Source organism: Streptomyces anandii JCM 4720 (genome assembly GCF_014650655.1).
GTDB lineage: Bacteria > Actinomycetota > Actinomycetes > Streptomycetales > Streptomycetaceae > Streptomyces > Streptomyces anandii.
In genome coordinates this window covers 117097-118820 of record NZ_BMVJ01000017.1, presented here as the reverse complement: position 1 = coordinate 118820, position 1724 = coordinate 117097, and the positions used below count along the sequence as shown (strand labels likewise).

Here is a 1724-nt window from a genome sequence, read left to right as displayed (position 1 = left end):
GATGCGCCTGGACGACCAGTTCCGCCTGCTGGAGCCCGTGGGGCTGGTCGAGTACCGGCCCGTGGACGAGGCGCTGCTCGCGGACGCCGAGGAGGCGGACGGGCCCGCCGCGCCGGTGGACGACGTGGACGTCAGCCGCTACGGCATGGTGCGGCTCACGCCGCTGGGCCTGTTCGGGCTGCGGGCGCGGCTGCTGGAGGCGGGGTTCGAGGCGCCCGCGGTCGGCGAACTCGCCGACAAGGGCGCCGACGCGCTGCTCGACGGCACGGCCGCGTTCCCGCCCGCCGCCTCGCACGCCGAGACCGAGCAGTGGCTCGCGCGCCGCGAACCGCTCGCCGCCGCACGGGAGTTGCTCTCCGCCGCGCGCGGCGCCGACGCCGGGGCTCCGTTGCGGCGGCTGCGCTGCCAGCAGGCGCTGTCCCTGGTCGGCGGCGAGGCCGAACCGGCCCTGCGCGAGGTGCTCGACGACCCCGAACTCGGCGGGCTGGCCCGGGTCTGGCTCACCGAGCGGGGCCACGCCGATGTGCCCGCGCCCAGCCAGGACATGGTGTTCTGGCTGACCATCGACACGGTGGCCGCGCAACTCGCCGCCGAGGGCGACTCCGAGGAGTTGCACGCCCTGGTCAAGGGCCTCGCGGACCAGCACAGCGGCTTCTTCGCCGCGGCCTGGCGGGTGGACCACCCGCAGACCGCGGACGTGCTGGAGGCGATGGGCCGCCTCCATCCGGACCGCGGAACCGCCAAGGAGGCCCGCAAGGCGGCCTTCAAGGCCCGCTCCAACCGGGGGCGTTGAGGACCCACTTTCCCGGGGCATGGGGCCGCCCATACGGATTCATGGAAGAGCACCCGGTGAAGTCGTCCCCTGTTCAATCCCCGTTCAGGCGCGGGCGGGACGGTTTCGGCGATCGAGGTCCGCCACCCTCCACGGCAGCCCACCGTCTCAGGAGACACCATGTCGCTCACCCGCAGGGACTTCGCCAGACAGTCCGCGCTCACCGGCGCCGGAGTGGCCCTGGCCGGCAGCGTCGGCGCGCTCGCCACCGCGCCGAACGCCCTCGCGTCCACGGACACGGACGTCGAGACCGCGGCCGGGGAGGCGGGGAACGCGGCGGACGCCCGCCACGGAGCCGGCTACGGTCCGCTGCTGCCCGACCCGGAGGGCGTCCTCGCCCTGCCGGCCGGCTTCTCGTACCGGATCATCACCCACAGCGGGCGGACCCGGCTGGAGTCCGGCGAGTTCACCCCGTCCAACCACGACGGCACGGCCGCCTTCGACGGCCCGCGCGGCGCCACCCTCCTCGTCAACAACCACGAGCTGAAGGGCCCCCGCGCCGACTGGAAGTACCCCGTCCCGCTCACCGAGGGCCTTGTCTACGACCCCGCCGCCTCCGGGGGCTGCACGGTCGTCGAGGTGCGGCGCGACCACGTCGCCGAGTGGGTCGGCATCGCCGGCACCTCCACCAACTGCGCGGGCGGCAGCACCCCTTGGGGCACCTGGCTGACCTGCGAGGAGACCGAGGACAAGGCCGGCCAGAACGGCATGACCAAGGACCACGGGTACGTCTTCGAGGTCGACCCCGAGGACCGCCGCGCCAACCGGAACCCCCAGCCCGTCAAGGCCTTCGGCCGCTACGCCCACGAGGCGGTCGTCATCGACCCCCGGCGCGGCCACGCCTACCTCACCGAGGACGCCTCCGGCCCCAACGGCCTGCTCTACCGCTGGA

At 74.5% G+C, this 1724-nt stretch carries 1 protein-coding gene and 1 pseudogene; both read left to right on the top strand.

Features of this window, described 5'->3' with window-relative positions; translation table 11 throughout:
* Nucleotides 1-793, top strand: a pseudogene (locus IE249_RS38555) (hypothetical protein); the annotation flags it as partial.
* A gap of 159 nt (nucleotides 794-952) precedes the next feature.
* On the top strand, nucleotides 953-1724 hold a 772-nt coding region (locus tag IE249_RS38550), incomplete at its 3' end, for an alkaline phosphatase PhoX (protein WP_229859323.1).